This window comes from Acinetobacter sp. 25-47-122 (assembly GCF_056779695.1).
In genome coordinates this window covers 119,372-136,353 of the sequence record NZ_JBWYIJ010000007.1, presented here as the reverse complement: position 1 = coordinate 136,353, position 16,982 = coordinate 119,372, and the positions used below count along the sequence as shown (strand labels likewise).

The 16,982-nt window shown below is 42.8% G+C and carries 15 protein-coding genes; 14 read left to right on the top strand and 1 reads right to left on the bottom strand.

The window, feature by feature from the left end:
• Window positions 1–120 precede the first annotated feature (120 nt).
• Together bfmR and bfmS are read left to right on the top strand one after the other, a co-directional pair.
• Window positions 121–837 (top strand): response regulator transcription factor BfmR, encoded by a 717-nt coding sequence (gene bfmR, locus AC1M9P_RS08370; RefSeq protein WP_035267251.1) that lies wholly within the window; start codon window positions 121–123, stop codon window positions 835–837.
• A gap of 47 nt (window positions 838–884) precedes the next feature.
• Window positions 885–2,534, top strand: a complete 1,650-nt coding sequence (bfmS, locus tag AC1M9P_RS08365; protein WP_092766946.1) for a sensor histidine kinase BfmS — start codon at window positions 885–887, stop codon at window positions 2,532–2,534.
• A gap of 54 nt (window positions 2,535–2,588) precedes the next feature.
• Here bfmS and AC1M9P_RS08360 read toward each other — a convergent pair whose 3' ends face one another.
• Window positions 2,589–2,945, bottom strand: coding sequence for a hypothetical protein (locus AC1M9P_RS08360; RefSeq protein WP_092766947.1), 357 nt, complete (start codon window positions 2,943–2,945; stop codon window positions 2,589–2,591).
• 469 nt (window positions 2,946–3,414) lie between these two features.
• On the opposite strand from AC1M9P_RS08360, the gene AC1M9P_RS08355 reads away from it, so the two are divergent.
• The 12 genes from AC1M9P_RS08355 (at window position 3,415) to nuoM (ending at window position 16,980) form a co-directional block, all read left to right on the top strand.
• Entirely contained in the window at window positions 3,415–3,963 is a 549-nt protein-coding gene (locus tag AC1M9P_RS08355) for an NADH-quinone oxidoreductase subunit A (protein ID WP_481587299.1), read from the top strand.
• A 6-nt stretch (window positions 3,964–3,969) separates the two neighbouring features.
• Window positions 3,970–4,650, top strand: a complete 681-nt coding sequence (locus tag AC1M9P_RS08350) for a NuoB/complex I 20 kDa subunit family protein (protein ID WP_035267257.1) — start codon at window positions 3,970–3,972, stop codon at window positions 4,648–4,650.
• Between the two features lie 88 nt (window positions 4,651–4,738).
• The gene (gene nuoC, locus AC1M9P_RS08345; RefSeq protein WP_035267259.1) at window positions 4,739–6,526 is read left to right on the top strand and encodes an NADH-quinone oxidoreductase subunit C/D; all 1,788 of its coding nucleotides are present in this window, start codon (window positions 4,739–4,741) and stop codon (window positions 6,524–6,526) included.
• Window positions 6,527–6,538: 12 nt separating this feature from the next.
• Window positions 6,539–7,048, top strand: coding sequence for an NADH-quinone oxidoreductase subunit NuoE (nuoE, locus tag AC1M9P_RS08340; protein ID WP_035267260.1), 510 nt, complete (start codon window positions 6,539–6,541; stop codon window positions 7,046–7,048).
• Window positions 7,045–8,376, top strand: a complete 1,332-nt coding sequence (nuoF, locus tag AC1M9P_RS08335; protein ID WP_481587298.1) for an NADH-quinone oxidoreductase subunit NuoF — start codon at window positions 7,045–7,047, stop codon at window positions 8,374–8,376. The genes nuoE and nuoF overlap by 4 nt, the downstream gene beginning before the upstream one ends.
• Before the next feature lie 11 nt (window positions 8,377–8,387).
• Window positions 8,388–11,066 (top strand): NADH-quinone oxidoreductase subunit NuoG, encoded by a 2,679-nt coding sequence (gene nuoG / locus AC1M9P_RS08330; protein WP_481587297.1) that lies wholly within the window; start codon window positions 8,388–8,390, stop codon window positions 11,064–11,066.
• Window positions 11,067–11,069: 3 nt separating this feature from the next.
• Entirely contained in the window at window positions 11,070–12,080 is a 1,011-nt protein-coding gene (gene nuoH / locus AC1M9P_RS08325) for an NADH-quinone oxidoreductase subunit NuoH (RefSeq protein ID WP_035267266.1), read from the top strand.
• Between the two features lie 18 nt (window positions 12,081–12,098).
• Window positions 12,099–12,641 (top strand): NADH-quinone oxidoreductase subunit NuoI, encoded by a 543-nt coding sequence (gene nuoI / locus AC1M9P_RS08320; protein WP_035267267.1) that lies wholly within the window; start codon window positions 12,099–12,101, stop codon window positions 12,639–12,641.
• Entirely contained in the window at window positions 12,641–13,159 is a 519-nt protein-coding gene (gene nuoJ / locus AC1M9P_RS08315; protein WP_171076777.1) for an NADH-quinone oxidoreductase subunit J, read from the top strand. Before nuoI ends, nuoJ begins: the two co-directional genes overlap by 1 nt.
• Window positions 13,159–13,467, top strand: coding sequence for an NADH-quinone oxidoreductase subunit NuoK (gene nuoK, locus AC1M9P_RS08310; protein ID WP_004695395.1), 309 nt, complete (start codon window positions 13,159–13,161; stop codon window positions 13,465–13,467). Before nuoJ ends, nuoK begins: the two co-directional genes overlap by 1 nt.
• The gene (nuoL, locus tag AC1M9P_RS08305) at window positions 13,464–15,359 is read left to right on the top strand and encodes an NADH-quinone oxidoreductase subunit L (protein ID WP_481587296.1); all 1,896 of its coding nucleotides are present in this window, start codon (window positions 13,464–13,466) and stop codon (window positions 15,357–15,359) included. Before nuoK ends, nuoL begins: the two co-directional genes overlap by 4 nt.
• Before the next feature lies 1 nt (window position 15,360).
• Window positions 15,361–16,980 (top strand): NADH-quinone oxidoreductase subunit M, encoded by a 1,620-nt coding sequence (nuoM, locus tag AC1M9P_RS08300; protein ID WP_481587295.1) that lies wholly within the window; start codon window positions 15,361–15,363, stop codon window positions 16,978–16,980.
• Window positions 16,981–16,982 lie beyond the last annotated feature (2 nt).

The following is a 16,982-nucleotide window of genomic DNA, read 5'->3' as shown; positions in this document are numbered from 1 at the left end:
GTGTATCAGTTTCGTGAACAGGCTCTTGTTTACAATGTAAACGTGTGTATATTGCAAAACATATCGATGTAAATCTGTGAAGTTTAATCAGCAGATATCGTAACAATATAGGGGCATTCTATGAGCCAAGAAGAAAAGTTACCAAAGATTTTGATCGTTGAAGATGACGAGCGTCTTGCGCGTTTAACGCAAGAGTATTTAATTCGTAATGGATTAGAAGTTGGGGTAGAACCAGACGGTAATCGTGCAATCCGTCGTATTATCGCAGAGCAACCGGATATGGTGGTGCTGGATGTTATGCTTCCTGGTGCTGATGGTCTAACTGTTTGTCGTGAGGTTCGTCCACATTATCATCAACCGATTTTAATGTTGACTGCTCGTACTGAAGACATGGATCAAGTATTGGGTCTTGAAATGGGTGCAGACGATTATGTTGCGAAACCAGTTCAGCCACGCGTTCTATTAGCGCGTATTCGTGCTTTGCTTCGTCGTACAGACAAAACACCAGAGGATGAAGTTGCTCAACGTATCGAATTTGATGATTTAGTGATTGATAATGGTGGTCGTTCTGTAACCTTAAACGGTGAGCTTGTAGATTTCACAAGTGCAGAATATGACTTATTATGGTTGTTGGCATCTAATGCTGGTCGTATCCTTTCACGTGAAGACATTTTTGAGCGTCTACGTGGTATTGAATATGATGGTCAAGACCGCTCAATTGATGTTCGTATTTCTCGTATCCGTCCAAAAATTGGTGATGATCCTGAAAATCCTAAACGTATTAAAACCGTGCGTAGTAAAGGATATTTATTCGTTAAAGAAACCAACGGGATGTAATCACATCCCCGCGGTAATGCCCTCACTCCTCAGAAGGTCATACCTTAGTGTCTAAACACAGTATATTCCTGCGTATCTACGCAGGTCTCGTCATTTTGGTGGTGCTGGTTGCCATATTTGGTTATTTGCTTGTGCAAATCATCAACTATCAACGCGCGCAGGAATACCGTGAGTCATTGACTGATGGGATTTCGTACGTCATTAGCGAGGGTGTTTCAAGACAACAAACCATGCAACAAAGAATGGATTGGATATCAGATGCATCTGATTTGCTCGAACTTCCAATCTATTATCTAGAATCTGATAAAGTCGAACTTTCACGCACCGAAAAATATCGTTTAGAAAAGCGCAAAGCAGTGGTGCGGTATGACGCCAAAGAAAGTATTGCTTATGTCATTATTGGTTTAATAGATGACCCTGAGCATTTACTTTATGTGAAAGTGGATAATATTGGTGAGCGTCAAATGAAGGCCTTGCCAATTTTTGTATGGGAATACTTGGTTTATTATCCAGGGCAGGAAAGGGAATATCTTGCAAAAATTAAGCAACACTTTTCTTATGATTTAAGCATTCAAAATCTTTCTGATCTCAATTTAGATTCCGAGCAAATTGGTCGTTTACGTGCGGATCAAGGGGTTATCCTGTATCAGGATAGCGCTAGCATTCGTGGTACTACGATTTCTGTCATTTCTCCAATGACGAATTCGTCTGGTGATGTCTTGGTGATGGGACCAGTGCCAATGTTCAATTGGATGCCATTCCAATTGGCGGCAGGGATTACTTTGCTGAGTATGTTTATTTTGTCGCTTGGTGTGTATGGTCTGATTGTCCCAATGCAACGCAAGTTGAAGCAAGTTAACTCAGCCTTAAATGTTATGCAAAAAGGGGATATGTCCGTTCGCGTTCCTGTCGAAGGATATGATGAGTTAGCACATTTGGCAGCCAGCTATAACAGTATGTCAGATCATATACAGCGTTTGATCGAAGCTCAGCGAGAGTTAATGAGAGCTGTATCACATGAGCTGCGAACGCCAGTAGCACGTATTCGCTTTGGTATGGAAATGTTGGTTGATGAAGAGGATTATGAGTATCGTCAGCAACAAGTAGAAATGATTGATAAAGACATTGAGGCTTTAAATACCCTCATTGATGAAATCATGACCTATGCTAAGCTTGAGCAAGGCATGCCTTCTATTGATTTTGAGGAAATTCGACTATACGAAGTGCTTGAGCAAGTCGCTATTGAAACTAAAGCATTAAAAACCAATAAAAATATTCAATTACATTTGCCATCACAAGCTTTGGTGGTGGATGCTGAACGCCGTTATTTACATCGTGTAGTACAAAACTTAGTCGGAAATGCGATCCGATACTGCGATGATACAGTGCTGATCACTGGTGGGATTGATGCGCAGGGAATGGCGTATATTTCAGTTGAAGATGATGGTCCGGGGATTCCAGAAGAGGATCGTAAGCGAGTCTTTGAAGCTTTTGCTCGCTTGGATGATAGTCGTACACGTGCCTCAGGCGGATATGGTTTAGGTTTGTCTATTGTAAGTCGAATCGCTTATTGGTTTGGCGGTTCGATTCAAGTGGATCAAAGTCCTAAAATGGGCGGTGCACGATTTACTATGCAATGGCCAGCTAAAAGATTTAAAAAGAAGAAGATTGTTCAAACCAGTCAAACATCAGAATAAAGCAAGAATTAAAAAAGCGCGATTAAGCGCTTTTTTTATATTTTATATTGCTTTTTATTGGTAATTATTGGCATTCGGTTCAATGATGCGTTTTCCTTGTTTAAGTGCATTTAAGGCATCGGCATTGAAATCGATCAGTAAACTGTTATTGGTTGCATCAATATGATAATTGCTAATCAGTTTTTGATCCCCGTGAATGGTCTCAACTGTATATTCATCTGCGATATTGAGAATAGCATCAAGATTAGTGGTTGTAGAGGCGAGGTCTTGGCGGAAAATTTGATAAATATCGCGTAAATCAAAAATAGCATTCGTTGCATCAGGATGTTTTTTGATATAGCTGTCTAAATGATGGACGATCAACTGAGCAAATAAAAAATAGTTAGGTTTGTGTGTGAATTCTAGACTCATAGATCTTCTCCTTATTATTTAATTGAGCATATAACGAAAATCAGCACGATTTGTATAAAGTTAATTAAAACATTGTAAGCAATTAAAATTTAAAACTTTTAAAATAGAATAAATCAAAAATAATTGAGCCATATTGGTGCAAAAAAAGCTGACCTAACACGAATGGTAAAACTAAGAAAGTAATAGTAGGTGGATTGAGGCCGCTTGAATTTTTTGAATGATTATTCGGAAAAAATAATCAGTATTATCACCTTGATAACTTTCTACGATTAAATAAGGTTTTATTGACTTTAATCACCATCAAATCTGGAAAAAGGGCAAAATTCATCCTAAAGACTTAGAGGGATTGGCTAGCAACAGAAATCATAAATCAGGTACAATTGGCGGGATTAATTTTGTGTTTGGTGTATTTGAAGGCCAATACATACATTCTTTGTTAATAAATAGGCCTGCCAGGAGTTATCCCCGCATGAGTGCCATTACTCCATACGATTGGGCAATAATTGCCTTCGTGATCGGCGTTACATTTTTATGCGTCTTTATGCTCACTGTCCCGCTACTCCTAGGGGGTAAATCGTGGGGACGTGCTAAGCAAGAGCAGTTCGAGTCAGGCGTAGTTAGTGCTGGTGGAGCACGAATTCGTCTATCTGCAAAATTCTATTTGGTTGCAATCTTCTTCGTTGTGTTTGACTTAGAAGCGCTCTATCTCTATGCATGGGCTACGTCAGTTCGTGAAGTGGGTTGGATCGGTTTTGCAGCAGCAGCTGTATTTATTTTAGTTTTACTCGTTGGCTTGATTTATGAGTTGTCTACTGGTGCATTAAATTGGGCGCCATCTGATAAGCGTAAAGCAGCAGGGATTAAACCTAAAATTGGTTCGCCAAATATGGATCTCGCAGAAATTACTCGCTTCAACTCAATTGAGGAGTTGGTGGTTGACCCTACAGGTCAAATTCCAGCGCAATCATCTGGTCGTGTAAAAGCTTCGCCAACGACTACATCATCTGATAAGGAGTAATACGGGATGAAATATACATTAACCCGTGCGAATCCGGATGCTGATCAGTATCCACTTCAAGAGCGTATCGTTGTAGAAGATCCGCTTCTACAAGAAGAAGTGAATAAGAATGTGTTCATGACTCGTTTAGAGGATTTGGCGCATACAGCAGTAAACTGGGGTCGTAAAAACTCAGTTTGGCCGTTCAACTTTGGTACATCTTGCTGCTACGTAGAGTATGCAACGACTTTAACAGGCGTGCATGACTTGTCACGTTTTGGTGCCGAAGTAATTCGTGCTTCACCACGTCAAGCGGACTTGATGATTGTAGCGGGTACATGCTTCGTCAAGATGGCACCTGTAATTCAACGCCTTTATGAGCAAATGTTAGAACCTAAATGGGTGATCTCAATGGGTGCATGCGCAAACTCTGGCGGTATGTATGACATTTACTCGGTTGTACAAGGTGTCGATAAAATCATTCCAGTGGATGTGTATATTCCAGGTTGCCCACCGCGTCCTGAAGCATTAATCCAAGCGTTGATGTTATTGCAAGACCAAATTCAATTAGAGCGTCGTCCGCTTTCTGCGGTGATCGGTGATGATCTTAAGCCAGTTTATAAGCCAAAGATGCAGCCTGAACGTGACCGTAAGAATGCTGAACGTATTGCAGTAAAACACTTACGCTCTATGGATGAAATTAAATAATCTTAACGGCAAATAATATTGATGCACCCGCTTGGGTGTAATTGTCGTTTTGGTTGAATGAATTTGTATTAAATAGGAAGCCAAGCCAATGGCTGAAACTGACATTGCTATGCCAGAATCAACTCCAGTTGATTCACGCCCAGCATTTGCAATTGTAGAAGAGCTCAAAACCAAGTTTGGTGAGAATTTCTACGTGCAAACGACTTTTGAAGACTTTCCAACAGTCTGGGTTGAGCGCTCACGTGTACAAGACGTATTAATGTTCTTGCGTACAGTGTCACGTCCTTACGTGATGTTGTTTGACTTGTCAGCGGTAGATGAGCGTTTACGTACTCACCGCGATGGGTTACCTGCGTCTGACTTCACTGTGTTCTATCACTTGTTGTCACTAGAGCGTAATACGGATATTCGTATTAAAGTTGCGTTGAATGAGTCTGATCTCAATATTCCAACAGCAACCAACATTTGGCCAAATGCCAACTGGTACGAACGTGAAGCTTACGATATGTTCGGCATTAACTTCGAAGGGCATCCAATGCTCCGTCGTATTTTATTGCCAACGTATTGGGAAGGTCATCCGTTGCGTAAAGAATATTCTGCACGTGCGACTGAATACACACCTTATCGTCAGAACCAAGCGAAACAAGATTTCGAACAAGAGCATTTACGTTTTGTGCCTGAAGATTGGGGTCTAAAACGCGGTAATGCTGATGAAGACTTCATGTTCCTGAACTTGGGTCCTAACCATCCATCTGCGCATGGTGCATTCCGTGTGATCTTGCAGTTAGATGGCGAAGAAGTGAAAGACTGTGTGCCAGATATCGGTTATCACCACCGTGGTGTGGAAAAGATGGCTGAACGTCAAACTTGGCATTCATTCATTCCGTATACAGACCGTGTTGACTACTTAGGTGGTTGTGCGCAAAACATGCCTTATGTGATGGGTGTGGAGCAGATGGCAGGGATCACTGTGCCAGAACGTGCACAATGTATTCGTGTCATGATGTCGGAACTATTCCGTATTAATAACCACTTGCTTTACATCGGTACAGCGATTCAGGATGCCGGCGGTATGACCCCTGTATTCTATATGTTCGCCGATCGTCAAAAGATATATGACGCGATTGAAGCAATCACTGGTTACCGTATGCACCCAGCATGGTTCCGTATCGGTGGTACAGCACATGATCTTCCAAACAATTGGCAACATTTGATCCGTGAAATTTTGGATTGGATGCCTAAACGTTTGAAGGAATATCATACTGCAGCACTGAAAAACTCGGTATTTGAAGGTCGTACCCGTAATGTTGCTCAATACGATGCAAAATCTGCATTGGCATGGGGTGTAACAGGTACAGGTTTACGTGCAACAGGTATTGATTTTGACGTACGTAAATATCGTCCATATAGCGGTTATGAAAATTACGACTTCGAAGTGCCTGTAGAGTACGAAGGCGATGCATATGCACGTGTGATCGTTCACTACCGTGAAATCGAACAATCTTTAAAAATCATCAAGCAGTGCTTGGATAACATGCCATCTGGTCCTTATAAAGCGGATCACCCATTGGCTGTTCCACCACCGAAAGATAAGACACTACAAGACATTGAAACTTTGATTACGCACTTCTTAAGCGTGTCATGGGGTCCTGTCATGCCAGCAGGTGAAGCATCTGTTATGGCGGAAGTGGTAAAAGGTGCATCTAACTACTACTTGACTTCAGACAAGTCAACGATGAGTTACCGTACCCGTATTCGTACACCAACCTTCACGCACTTACAGCAAATTCCTTCTGTAATTAACGGCAGTCTTGTATCTGACTTAATCATTTATTTAGCGACGATTGATGTCGTAATGGCTGACGTGGATCGCTAAGGGGTACGCATTATGATGATTTTGACTGATAAAAAGCCACGTGTGAATGTCGAAGGGATTTTAACTGCGGAAGAAATCCACGAAATCGAGCATCACATTGGTCATTACCCATACCCACGTGCGGCATGTTTAGATGCGCTTAAATGCGTTCAACGTCGTAATGGTTGGGTGGATGATGCGCAAATGAATGCGATTGCGCAGATGTTGTCAATGAGCCTCGCTGATTTGGAAGGTGTGGCAACATTCTATAACCGTATTTACCGCCAGCCAGTAGGTCGCAACGTAATTTTGCTTTGTGATTCTATTGCTTGCTTCTTGATGGGTGCAGAAACTTTAGCAGAAGCATTCCAACGCGAACTCGGGATTTCATTTGGTCAAACGACTGCTGATGGTCGTTTTACTTTGCTCCCGATTTGCTGTTTAGGAAACTGTGATAAGGGTCCAACCTTGATGATTAATGAAGATACTCACGGTCTAGTAGAAGTTTCTTCAGTGAAACAGTTATTGGAGAAGTATGTATGAATACTGAACCAAAACCGATTTATGGCGACGGTAACCCAGAAACTCACCCATTAACATGGCGTTTGAGCAAGCAAGAATTTGTTCATAGTGTAGAAGACTATGAATCTCTTGAAGGGTATGAGGGTTTCAAGAAAGCACTCACAATGCCGCCTAAAGATGTATTGGAAATCATTAAAGCAGCGACTGTTAAAGGTCGTGGTGGTGCTGGTTTCCCTGCAGGGATTAAATGGTCGCTCATGGCGCCAAATGACAATTCAGGTCCTCGTTACTTGATTTGTAATGCCGATGAGATGGAACCAGGTACATTCAAAGACCGTTTGTTGATGGAAAAACTTCCTCATCAATTGATCGAAGGGATGTTAATTGCAGGTTATACACTCGAAGCAACCCATGGTTATATTTTTATCCGTGGTGAATACATCGAAGCTGCGAAGTATTTGAACCAAGCTTTAGAGCAAATTCGTGCCAAAGGTTACTTGGGTGAAAACATCCTTGGTTCTGGCTGGAACTTTGAACTACATGTGCACACTGGTGCGGGTCGTTATATCTGTGGTGAAGAAACTGCATTGATCAACTCGCTTGAAGGTCGCCGTGCAAATCCACGTACAAAACCACCATTCCCACAAGTTGCAGGTGCTTGGGGTCGTCCTACGATTGTTAACAACGTAGAAACCTACAATAACTTACCAGCAATTATGCTGCGTGGTCCTGAGTGGTATATCAATTTATCTGCAGGTAAGTCGAAAGATCCTGGCACTAAAATTTATGGTGCATCAGGTAAAGTGAAATTCCCAGGTCTATGGGAGCTTCCATTCGGTACAACTGCACGTGAAGTGATTGAGGATCATGCGGGTGGTATGCGTGATGGCTTAAAGCTTAAAGCATGGTTACCAGGTGGTGCATCAACTGACTTTTTGGCAGCTGAACACATCGATCTTCCAATGGATGCGGAAAGCATCATGAAAGCAGGTTCGCGTTTAGGTACGTGTTTGCTCATGGTGGTTGATGAAACTCAATGTATGGTTTCAGCAACACGTAACTTAGAAGAATTCTTTGCGCGTGAATCATGTGGTTTCTGTACACCATGTCGTGATGGTTTACCTTGGGCGGTTAAAGCGCTTAAAGCACTTGAAGATGGTACAGGCAAGAAAGAAGACATCGATCATTTGCAAGAGCTTACACGTAAGCTTTGGATTGGTAAGACTTTCTGTGCTCACGCTCCTGGTGCTATGGAACCACTCATGGGTGCACTCAAATATTTCCGTGGCGAATTTGAAGCGAAAGTGGTGAATGCCGCTGCTCAAGTTAGCAACGTAGAACAAGCTTAAGGAATTCGACTATGGCTACAATTCATGTCGATGGCAAATCGTATGAAGTCAATGGCTCAGAGAACTTGCTACAAGCATGCTTGTCTTTGGGTATTGATATCCCGTACTTTTGTTGGCATCCATCCTTAGGTTCTGTCGGTTCTTGCCGTCAATGTGCTGTAACTCAATACGCGAATCCAGAAGATACTCGCGGTCGTTTAGTTATGTCATGTATGACACCTGCAGCTGACAATACCTACATCTCGATTGAAGACAAAGAAGCAAAAGATTTCCGTGCGTCTATTGTTGAATTCTTGATGACGAACCACCCACATGACTGTCCAGTCTGTGAGGAAGGTGGTCACTGTCACCTCCAAGATATGACTGTGATGACACAACATGACCGTCGTCGTTACCGTTTCACGAAACGTACGCATTACAACCAAGAACTTGGTTCGTTCATTGCACACGAGATGAACCGTTGTATCGCATGTTACCGTTGTGTTCGTTACTATAAAGACTACGCAGGTGGTACAGACTTCGGTGTGTATGCAAACGCTTCACGTGTTTATTTTGGTCGTCCAGAATCAGGTACTTTAGAGTCTGAATTCTCGGGTAACTTAACTGAAGTATGTCCGACGGGCGTATTCACAGACAAAACACACTCTGCACGTTATAACCGTAAATGGGACATGCAGTATGCGCCAAGCGTCTGCCAAGGCTGTTCTTCAGGTTGTAACATCTCTCCGGGTGAGCGTTATGGTGAATTACGCCGTGTAGAAAACCGTTTTAACGGTGAAGTCAACCAATACTTCCTGTGCGATAAAGGCCGTTTCGGTACGGGTTATGTGAACCGTGAAGACCGTCCACGTCAACCGCAATTCCGTTCAGGTTCAAATGTTGAAACTGTTTCAGTTGATACAGCGCTAGACACCGTGATTGAGAAAATCCAAGGCAAAAAAGTGTTGGGTATTGGTTCTCCACGTGCATCTCTTGAGTCTAACTTTGCGCTTCGTGAATTGGTTGGACAAGCAAACTATTCAACAGGTATGTCTCAAAAAGAGCAAAACTTGGTTGAACTTGCTGCATCTATTATGCAAACCGAGGGTGTATATAACCCAGGTATGCGTGAAATTGAAAGTTACGATGCTGTCTTAATTCTCGGTGAAGATTTAACACAAACTGCACCACGCATGGCATTGTCTGTACGCCAAGCTGCGAAGAACAAAGCCAAAGAAATGGCTGCAGAACGCCGTACACAAGAATGGTTGGCTGAGCCAGTACAACGTATTGCTCAAGACGAAAAATCACCGATTTATATCTTGGCTGCGACTCAAACACGTTTATCTGACGTAGCTACTGGTGAAGTCGTTGCTTCTCCAAATGATATCGCACGTTTAGGTTTCGCTGTTGCTGCGGCGGTGAAAGGTGAAAGTATTACTGGTTTAGAAGAAGATGCAAAAGCATTTGCTCAAACCATTGCTGACACTTTAAAAGCTGCAAAAAAACCATTGATTATCTCTGGTACAAGCTTGCAAGAAGCTGCAATTATGGAAGCTGCTGCACAAGTTGCACAGAATCTGGGCAATGCGGGTCTAACATTGACTGTTCCTGAAGTGAACTCAATGGGCTTAGCAATCTTTGGTGGTAACAGCCTTGAGCAAGCATTTGCACAAGACTATGACACTGTCGTGATTGTAGAAAACGACCTTTATCGTCGTTTACCTGCGGCGCAAGTAGATGCTGCTTTGTCTGGTAAAGACGTGATCGTGCTTGACCATTCAGAAACTGAAACGGTGAAAAAAGCGAATATCGTTCTTTCTGCAGCGAGCTTTGCTGAAGGTGACGGTACTGTGGTATCTCAAGAAGGCCGTGCACAACGTTTCTATCAAGTATATGACCCAAGTTACTACAAACCAGAACTTGCGATCAAAGAATCTTGGCGTTGGTTACATGCCATTGAAACTGGCGTGAAAGGCAAAGCAATTTCTTGGACTGTGCTTGATGATGTCATCGAATCAGTTGCCAAGAATGTACCTGCGCTTGAAGCGATTCAAGATGTAGCACCAGATGCTGGTTTCCGTGTCCATGGTCTTAAAGTGGCACGTGAACCACGTCGTTACTCTGGTCGTACTTCACTTCGTGCGCCGTTGTCTGTTCATGAGCCTAAACAACCAACAGATCAAGACTCTGCATTAACATTCTCTATGGAAGGTTATGTCGGGAACCAAACGCCGTCAGCGTTAGTTCCATTTGCGTGGTCAGCAGGGTGGAACTCACCACAAGCTTGGAATAAGTTTCAAGAATCAGTGGGTGGTTCTTTAAAAGGCGGTGATTCAGGTATTCGTTTATTTGATCGCCTTGCGAAATTACCAGCACGCACATACGTTGCACCAGCACCAGTTCTTGTAAATGCTGAGAGTTTCCGCCTTGTTCCAATGCATCATATTTTTGGTTCTGGTGAATTCACAGTGAAAACACCTGCAATGGAGTCCCGTATTCCAGAGGCGGTATTTGCAGTGGGTGAGCAAGATGCAGCGCGCTTGAATGTGAAAGACGGCCAAAACATTACTGTGAAAGCAGGTGAGGCTTCGATCGTTCTTCCTGTTCAAGTCATTGAATATTTACCTACAGGTTATATTGGTTACCCAATTGGTCTCGCGCCAACGGTATCGTTAGCTGAGCCTGTATCAGTCGCGGTAGGAGCATAATTCATGGAACAAGAATTAATCCGTCAAACGCCGCTTTGGGCTGAGAACTGGCCAATTGCCTACTCTGTAGTTCAAGCGATTGTGATCTTACTCGTTGTAGTTTTGATTGCTGCGTTGATGTCTTTCATTGAACGTCGTTTACTTGGCTTATGGCAAGACCGTTACGGTCCAAACCGTGTAGGTCCTGGGGGTATGTTCCAGATTGTTGCCGACATGCTGAAGATCATGTTCAAAGAAGACTGGACACCAAAGTTTGCAGATAAATTGACTTTCCGTTTAGCTCCAGCAGTTGCGATGGCAACTGCGGTGTTATCGTTCATGGTTATCCCTGTATCACCTTATTTAGGTGTTGCAGACATGAGTATCGGTCTATTGTTCTTTATGGCAATGGCGGGTATTGCAGTGTATGCAGTTTTATTTGGTGGTTGGTCATCAAACAACAAATATGCATTACTCGGTGGTCTTCGTTCAGCAGCGCAAACGATTTCTTATGAGGTCTTCTTAGGTATTTCGTTGATGGGTGTGGTTGCAATTGCAGGCTCATTCAACATGCGTGAAATCGTAGAAGCTCAAAAAGATGTATGGTTTGTTATTCCACAATTCTTAGGTTTCCTCATCTTCGTGGTTGCAGGTGTTGCGGTAACGCATCGTCACCCATTTGACCAACCAGAAGCGGAACAAGAATTGGCGGAAGGTTACCATGTCGAATATGGTGGTATGAAGTGGGGGATGTTCTTCGTTGCGGAATACGTCAACGTTGTCCTGATCTCAGCTTTGATCGTAACCTTATTCTTCGGTGGTTGGTTAGCACCATTTGGTCTAGATTTCCTACCTCCAGCATTCTGGTTCATGATTAAAACAGCATTCTTTGTGATGATGTTTGTCTTGGCACGTGGTTCATTAATGCGTCCACGTTATGACCAAGTGATGAACTTTGGTTGGAAGATTTGTTTGCCTTTAGCGTTGGTCAACTTGTTGGTGACTGGTGCTGTGATTCTGATGAATCAGGCCTAGGACAGCAGGGAGAACATTATGTATAAAATTCTAGCTGGGTTTGGGTCAATTGTACGTTCGTTGTGGATGGTATTTAGCCACGCAACACGTAAACGTGACACTATTTTATACCCTGAAGTTAAAGCTGAAGAAATCGTTCCACCACGATTCCGTGGCCGTATCGTATTGACACGTGACCCAGATGGTGAAGAGCGCTGTGTAGCTTGTAACTTGTGTGCTGTAGCTTGCCCTGTTGGCTGTATTTCATTACAGAAAGCTGAAAAAGAAGATGGTCGTTGGTATCCGGAATTTTTCCGTATCAATTTCTCTCGTTGTATTTTCTGCGGTATGTGTGAAGAAGCATGTCCTACAACTGCTATTCAGATGACACCTGATTTCGAACTCAGTGAATACGTTCGTCAAGACTTAGTTTATGAGAAAGAAAACTTACTCATTTCTGGTCCTGGTAAATATCCAGACTATAACTTCTACCGTGTAACTGGTATGGCTGTAGCTGGTAAAGACAAAGGTCAGGCTCAGCGTGAAAGCGCACCTGTCGATGTACGGAGCTTATTACCATGATGTGGCCATTTTATTTGATGGCACTTGTGGCCATCGTTTCTACGGTTCGTGTTGTGACTAATGCGAATCCAGTACACGCACTTTTAAGCTTAATCGTTTCGTTACTTGCAGTTGCTGGTATGTTCATGATCGTGGGTGCACCATTTGCAGGTGCACTTGAGATTATTGTTTACGCTGGTGCAATTATGGTTCTTTTCGTCTTCGTTGTGATGATGTTGAACCTTGGTTCTCAAACAGTTGAACAAGAACGTAAATGGTTAACATCTGATGCTTGGGCTTACCCTGCATTGATGAGCTTTTTAATGGGTCTGGTTTTAGTTTGGACAATGACTTCAGAGCACAGCATTTCTGGTCCTTTAATGGGTACAGAAGTTGTAGGCCCTAAAGAAGTTGGTCAAGCACTCTTTACACAATATTTATTATTGGTTGAAGTTGCCGCAATGTTATTGCTTGCTGCGTTAGTTGCTGCATTCCACTTAGGCAAACGTGAACCAAGTGCAGAAGAGGAAAAAGAATAATGGGTAATATCCCTTTAGAGCATGGTTTGATTGTTGCAACCATTCTTTTTGCACTCGGTTTCTACGGTGTAATGGTGCGACGCAACCTTTTATTTATGTTAATGAGCCTTGAGATCATGATGAATGCAGCAGCGCTTGCATTCGTCCTCGCTGGTAGTGCATGGGTGCAACCAGATGGTCAGATCATGTTTATCTTGATCTTAACGCTTGCTGCGGCAGAAGCGTGTATCGGGCTTGCGATCGTCCTTCAGTTCTATCATCGCTTCCATCATTTGGATGTAGATGCTGCTAGTGAGATGCGCGGATGAGTTTATTAGCATTAACCATATTATTTCCGCTCATTGGTTTTATCCTTTTAGCGGCAGGGCGTAATAAGCTTCCTGAAATTGTAGCTGCCATTATTGGTGTGGGTTCAGTTGGTCTTTCAGCACTATGTGCATTATTGGCTGGTATGAATTTCATCAACAGCGGTGAAACATCTCAAGTGACTCACCTTTGGACTTGGTTCAGTGTGGGTGGTTTTGAACCAGGCATTAGCTTGCACTTAGATGGTTTATCTTTACTTATGCTTGGCATGATTACGGGTGTGGGTTTCTTAATTCATATCTTTGCATCATGGTATATGCGTGGTGAAGAAGACTTTGCACGTTTCTTCTCTTATTTCAACCTATTCGTTGCAAGTATGTTATTGCTTGTGTTGGGTGACAACCTTGCGTTGTTATTCTTAGGTTGGGAAGGTGTTGGTCTGTGCTCATACTTGCTGATTGGTTATTATTACCAAAATCCAGCAAATGGTGCTGCTGCAATTAAAGCATTCACCGTGACACGTATCGGTGACGTTTTCTTACTCATCGCATTATTCTTAATTTTCCAACAATTTGGAACATTGAATATTGCTGAAATCGTTGCTGCTGCGCCTGTGGTAATGACACAAAGCTCATCGTTAACCATTTGGACTGCGTTAATGTTGTTCTTGGGTGCTGCAGGTAAATCTGCGCAAATCCCATTACAAACATGGTTAGCAGACGCGATGGCGGGTCCTACACCAGTATCTGCATTAATCCATGCTGCAACCATGGTTACAGCAGGTGTTTACCTATGCTGCCGTATGTTCTCTGTATTTGAAATGGCACCAGAAGTCATGGTGTTTATCTCAATCACAGGAGCGGTGACATTATTAGTTGCAGGTTTTGCTGCACTGGTTCAAACCGACATCAAACGTATTCTTGCTTACTCAACCATGAGTCAGTTGGGTTATATGTTTATGGCTGTAGGTGCTGAAGCATACCAAGCTGGTCTATTCCACATGTTGACACACGCATTCTTCAAAGCGTTGTTGTTCTTGTCATCAGGTGCGGTGATTCTTGCATACCATCACGAACAAAACATTTTCAAAATGGGTGGTTTGTTCAAGCGTAATAAATTCTTATTTGCTTGTTTCGCGATCGGTGGCGGTGCCTTAGCAGCGATTCCATTCTTAACGATTGGTTTCTTCTCAAAAGACGCAATCTTGGCGGCTGTGTGGACACAAAGTCATATCGCAGGCTTACCTGTATTCAATACATTGTATTGGGTCGGTGTTGCTGGTGCATTCTTAACATCAATCTATACTTTCCGTTTAATTTGGATTGTGTTCTTTGGCGAAGAGAAAACGCCATATCACGAAATCAAAGGTGCAACTTACTGGGCTCCTTTAGCGATTCTTGCTGTCCTTTCTACAGGTTTGGCAATCGTACTTAAAGCACCAGTCATGAGTATTCTTGATGCTGCACAAATCCCTGCATTTGTTATTCCTGAAGCGCTAGAAGCTGGTGCGCATGGTGCAGAATATGTCGCTATTGCAATCGCACTTGCTGGTTTAGCGGTTGGTGTTGTCTTATTTGCTTTTGCTTATAAAGCAGTTCAAGGTTTTGCTCGCACTTCATTGGGTGCTGGACTTGCAAATATCTGTCGTAATGCGCTTGGTTTCGATGCGTTATATGGCCTTGTGTTTGTAAAACCTTACTTATTTATTGCAAAAATGATTGGTCGTGACCCGATTGATGGCGTATGGCTTGTATTGCCAGCGATTGTTAAAGGTGGTCATAGCTTCACTAGTTCACGTCAAACAGGTTCTTTGCGTGAGTACGCATCGAGCATGGCGTTCGGTATCGTGGTGATTATCATGATTCTGATCGTGACTCAGATCGTGGGGAAATAAGATGGAAAACATCAATAACTGGTATTTACCCGCGCTGATCCTCATTCCGTTCATTGCTGGTTTTATTTGTTGGGTCGTTGATAAATTAGATCAACACCTACCACGTTATATCGCACTTGTGGGTATGCTCATTACTTTGGGCATCACCGTTGCTTTATGGCAATCAGGTACCTACAGCTACCAAATTGGTGAAACTGTACCGACTTGGTCTGCAGAGTTCTATGTACCTTGGATTCAAACCCTTGGCATTAACATCCACTTAGCGGTGGATGGTCTTTCACTTCTAATGGTCGGTTTAACTGCTTTACTAGGTGTATTGGCGGTTGGCTGTTCTTGGGGTGAAATTCAGAAGAACGTTGGTTTCTTCCACTTAAACCTTTTATGGTCTTTAGGTGGCGTGATCGGTGTATTCTTGGCTGTTGATTTGTTCTTGTTCTTCTTCTTCTGGGAGATGATGCTCGTTCCAATCTACTTCTTGATTGCACTCTGGGGCCACAAAGGTGCTTCTGGTAAATCTCGTGTTTACGCTGCGACTAAATTCTTTATTTACACGCAGGTGGCTGGTCTGATCATGTTGATTGGTATCTTAGGTCTTGTGATCTACGGTTTCATGATGACAGATACAATCAGCTTCAGTTATAACCATTTACTCGCTGTTGCGAATACATTGGATGCTAACCCACAAACGTCATCAATTGCCTTTGCATTTATGATTTGTTTGTTTATTGGTTTTGCGGTCAAACTTCCAGTATTCCCATTGCATGGTTGGTTACCAGACGCGCACGCACAAGCACCTACAGCAGGTTCTGTAGACCTTGCGGGTATCTTAATTAAGACAGCGGCTTACGGTTTACTTCGTTTCGTCATTCCATTCTTCCCAGTTGCTTCAGCACAGTTTGCTGATGTAGCAATCATTTTCGGTTTAATCGGTATCTTCTACGGTGCTTGGTGTGCTTTCCAGCAAACCGATATGAAACGTTTGTTGGCGTATACGTCGATTTCACACATGGGCTTTGTTTTACTTGCAATCTACGCAGGTAACATCCTGACTTTCCAAGGTCTGATGATCATGATGTTGGCTCACGGTTTATCGTCAGCAGCATTATTCATTATGTGTGGTCAAGTGTATGAGCGTCTTCACACACGTGATTTACGCTTGATGGGTGGTATTCGTGGTCAATTCCAGTATTTACCATTCTTTTTGATGTTCTTTATTGCTGCGCTTGTAGGTATCCCTGGCTTAGGTAACTTCATTGGTGAGTTCCTCATCTTGATGGGTGCATTTGCTCAATTCCCTACATTCACGATTATTGCTGCGATCAGCTTAGTATTTGCGGGTCTATATGGTTTAATCCTGATTCATAAAGCGTTATTTGGTGTGCCAAACGAAGAGCAAAAACAACACTATGCGAACCCATTAAAAGATCTTAATGCGCGTGAGCTTGGTATTTTGTTAATTTGTGCGTTCGGTCTGTTATGGCTTGGTTTGTATCCACAAAGCTTCCTTGATATTTCAGAATCAAGTTTGGCTTGGATTGCGAATAGCTACATTCCAGTACAAGAAGTAGTTGAAGTGGTTGAACAAGCCACAACTCAACTCGAAAATGTGGAGATGCAATAAGT